General features: G+C 74.8%; 3 protein-coding genes. 2 read left to right on the top strand and 1 reads right to left on the bottom strand.

The window, feature by feature from the left end:
• Positions 1 to 115 precede the first annotated feature (115 nt).
• On the top strand, positions 116 to 2,293 hold the full coding sequence (locus GL263_RS23330) for a glycosyltransferase family 4 protein (protein ID WP_182857718.1): 2,178 nt from the start codon (positions 116 to 118) through the stop codon (positions 2,291 to 2,293).
• A gap of 18 nt (positions 2,294 to 2,311) precedes the next feature.
• On the opposite strand, the gene GL263_RS23325 is transcribed toward GL263_RS23330, so the two are convergent.
• The gene (locus tag GL263_RS23325; RefSeq protein ID WP_182857717.1) at positions 2,312 to 3,001 is read right to left on the bottom strand and encodes an NAD(P)-dependent oxidoreductase; all 690 of its coding nucleotides are present in this window, start codon (positions 2,999 to 3,001) and stop codon (positions 2,312 to 2,314) included.
• A gap of 103 nt (positions 3,002 to 3,104) precedes the next feature.
• Here GL263_RS23325 and GL263_RS23320 point away from each other — a divergent pair.
• Positions 3,105 to 3,642 (top strand): TetR/AcrR family transcriptional regulator (locus GL263_RS23320; RefSeq protein WP_228456767.1); only part of this gene is annotated, 538 nt, incomplete at its 3' end.

Genomic DNA, 3,642 nt, shown 5'->3' with positions numbered 1-3,642 from the left:
GGGGCCGGGCGCGCGCATCATGGGGGATCCGCCCGTTCTGTGTCGGGAACGTGTGCCGCCGTCCTCGGGTGGGCGGTGTCCGTTCCCCGCGAGCACCCTCGCCGGGAGGCCGCAGGTGAAGATCGCTTTTCTGGTCTACAACATGTACGGCATCGGCGGGACCGTGCGGGCCGTCGCCAACCTCGCCTCCGCGCTGAGCGAGCACCACGAGGTGGAGGTCGTCAGCGTCTTCCGGCGCGCCGACAGCCCGCGCTTCCCGCTCGACCCCCGCGTCCGGCTGACCCCGCTGATCGACGCCCGGCACCGGGTGTGGCGGTACGCGCACCCCAACGGGCGGCGGCCGAGCACCATGTTCCACGACCCGGGCCCCGCCGGCAGCGCCGTGCCTCCGAGCCGGCTCGCCGACCACCGTGTCGCCGCCCACCTGCGCCGCTGCCGCGCCGACGTTGTCATCGCGACCCGGCCGCTGCTCGTCGGCTACCTCGCCGAGTACGGCCGGCCCGACCAGCTGCGCGTCGGCTGGGAGCACCGCACCCTCGACTCGCACAACCCCGACCTGCGCGCGGAGATGCTGGCCGCCGTCGCCCGCCTCGACGCCTACGTCACCGTCTCGGACGCCGACGCCCGGCAGTGGCGGGCGGCCCTGCCGCCGGACGGCGGCGCCGAGGTCGTCGGCCTGCCCAACGCCGTGCCCGCGCCGCTCGTCGACCCGCTCCAGCCGCCGCACCCCCAGGTGCGGGCGGACTCGCGGACCGTGGTGGCGGTCGGCCGGCTCATCCCCATCAAGCGGTACGACCGGCTGATCGAGGCGTTCGCGAAGGTCGCAGCCGTCCGCCCGGAGTGGGACCTGCGCATCTACGGCAGCGGCCGCACCGAGGGCCGGCTGCGCCGCCGCATCGACGCGCTCGGCCTGGGCGACCGCGTCCGGCTGATGGGCGCCCACGCCCCGATCGAGACGGAGTGGGCAAAGGCGGCCATCGCCGCCGTCTCCTCCGACGGCGAGTCGTTCGGGATGACGCTGGTGGAGGCCATGCGCTGCGGGGTGCCGGTGGTCTCCACGGACTGCCCGTTCGGCCCCGCCGAGATCGTCACGCCCGGAGTCGACGGCCTGCTGGTGCCGCTGGAAGGCGGCAGCGACGCCTACGCGGACGCGCTGCTGCGGCTCGTCGACGACCCGGAGGAGCGGCGCCGCCTCGGCGAGGCCGCCCTGGCGACCGGTCGCCGCTACGACCCGGCCGACCTCGCCGACCGCTGGACCCGTTTCCTCACCGACCTGACCGGCAAGCGGGCACGCCCCGCCCCGTCGTCCCGCCGCAAGCAGCCCGGTGCGGCGCGTGACGTCCTCTCCGGCGCGGCGTTCGCGCTGGGGGAGACGACCGGGCGCGGCGTCGCCGCCGTCGCGGAACTCGTCGCCGTCCGCCGCCGGAACGCCGCCCGGCGTACCGACCCGCAGGCGCCGCCGCTGCCCGCGCGCTGCGCGGTCACCGAGGACGGCTCCCTGCGCGTCCTACTCGACCCGTCCGCCGTGAGCGCCACCGAACTCCGCGACAGCGAACTGGTGTTCCGGCGACGCGGCGCCGGGGACCACGCGGTCCGACTGCCGATCGCCGACCACGGAGCGGACGGCGTACTCCTCTCCCGAGCTGACCACGCACTCGCCGAGGGCCGTTGGGACTGCCGCCTGGAACCTCGCACTCAACCGAACCCCGCCCGCGCGGACTTCGCCCGCCCGGTGGCCGTCACCCTGCTCGACTCCGCCGCGCTGGTGACGCTGCCGCTCGCCACCGACGGCGGCCGTGTCGCCCACTGGGTCCCGTACGCCACGGCCGACGGCCACCTCGGCCTGCGCACCTGGCTGCGCCCGGCGCACGCGGAGGTCGAGCAGGTCCTCGCGGGCGAGCACGCCGTCACCGTCGTCGCCCGGCTCCTGGCCGGGGCCGACCAGGGCCCGGACGCCCGCGTCGTGGCCTGCGGCCCGGGCCCGGAATGGGAGATCCCGGTGCGTGCGGCCGACGACCCGTCCCGTATCGAGTTCTCCCTCGGCTACGCGACCGCCCTCGAACACCGCACGGCCGCCCGCGACGCCGTGTGGGACCTGCGTTACCGCCCGGGGCCCGGCCGCGACACCGTCCCCCTCGGCCGCCTCGCCGGCGACATCCCCGACCGCCGCCGCACCGACCGCTACCCGGCCGTCACACTCGACCACCCCACCCACGGCGCCACCCGCCTCCGCCCGGTCTTCACCTCCCGCAACAACCTCGCCCTCGCGATGACCGCCGCGCCGACCGCCTGAGCAGAACCGCCGTCGCCGTCACACCTTCGGACCGTGGGCGAGGGCGCTCGCGCTGAGCCGGCCGACGATCGCCGGCGCCTCCCGCACGAGTGAGTCGTCCGCCAGCGCCTCCACCATGAACAGCGCGAAGTCCACGCGGCGGGTCAGGTCGCTGGCCAGCACCGGGTCGCCCACGTGCCGGCTCCACAGCGGAAGCCCCTGGCTGGGCCCCTCCTCCAGTGAACTGCCGCGCACGACCGTCCACCGGGTCTCGCTGTCGAAGACCCGACGGCACGCCTCCACCTGGTCGTCGACCTCGGCGAACCGCAGCAGCTTGGTGATCACGGTCGCGGCCCGGAGCCCTATCCGGAACATCCGCGAGTACCGGTCCTGCCCGTCCCGCGTGATGTGCCACCCGCAGGAGAACACCAGCCGGGCGCCCGGCCGCGCGTGGTCGAGCACCGCCTGCGCCGTGCCCGACGAGTACTGCCGCACGCCGCGCGGCCACAGCACGGTCAGGACGCCGTCGCAGTCGGCGACCGCGCGCCGGATCACCTCGGGGTCGTCCGTCGCCCCGGGCACGATGGTCATCCGTCCCTCGAACTCGGCCAGCTTGGGCACGCTGACCTCCCGGCACACGCCGACCACCTCGTAGCCGCGTTCCAGGGCGTGCCGGACCATGTACCGCCCCAGTTTCCCCGAAGCCCCGACAACACAGACCTTCCTCATCACGCTCTCCCATTCCGTCGCCCGTGAACCTTACACTGTAAGGAACGGTAGCCTTACGAGGTAAGGCGGTCAACCGCAGGGATACCCGGAGGGGAGAACCGACATGGGGGAGCAGAAGCCGCCGCGCCGCGGCCGCACGACGGCGCGGACCCCGCTCAGCCGCGACCGGGTGATCCGCGCGGCGATGGCGGTGGCCGACGAGAAGGGCACGACGTCCGCGCTCACCATGCGCGCCGTCGCCGGGCGACTCGGCGTCGAAGCGATGTCGCTCTACCACCACGTCGCCGGACGGGACGACCTCCTGAACGGCATGGTCGACGCCGTCTTCGCCGAGATCGACCTGCCTCCCCACGGCCCCGACTGGCAGAACGCCCTGCGCCACCGCACGACCTCCGCTCGCACCGTGCTCCTGAACCACCCCTGGGCCGTGGGCCTCCTGGACTCCCGCCCCCACCCCGGTCCCGCGACACTCCGCCACCACAACGCGGTCCTCGGCGCCCTCCGCGCCGCCGGCTTCTCCGTCCCCCGAGCCGTAAGCGCCTTCTCACTGATCGACAGCTACCTCTACGGCTTTGTGCTCCAGGAGACCAGCCTGCCGTTCAAGGGCCGCGCGGAACTCGAAGAGGTCGCCCCCGCCGCCC

Origin of the sequence: Streptomyces durbertensis, from assembly GCF_014156695.1 — a bacterium.
Classification (GTDB): domain Bacteria; phylum Actinomycetota; class Actinomycetes; order Streptomycetales; family Streptomycetaceae; genus Streptomyces; species Streptomyces durbertensis.
This window is presented reverse-complemented; position numbering and strand designations above follow the sequence as displayed.

Excerpts from the sequence above, each read along its gene's own strand:
- GL263_RS23325 (WP_182857717.1), bottom strand. The coding sequence starts at position 3,001 with ATGAGGAAGGTCTGTGTTGTCGGGGCTTCGGGGAAACTGGGGCGGTAC.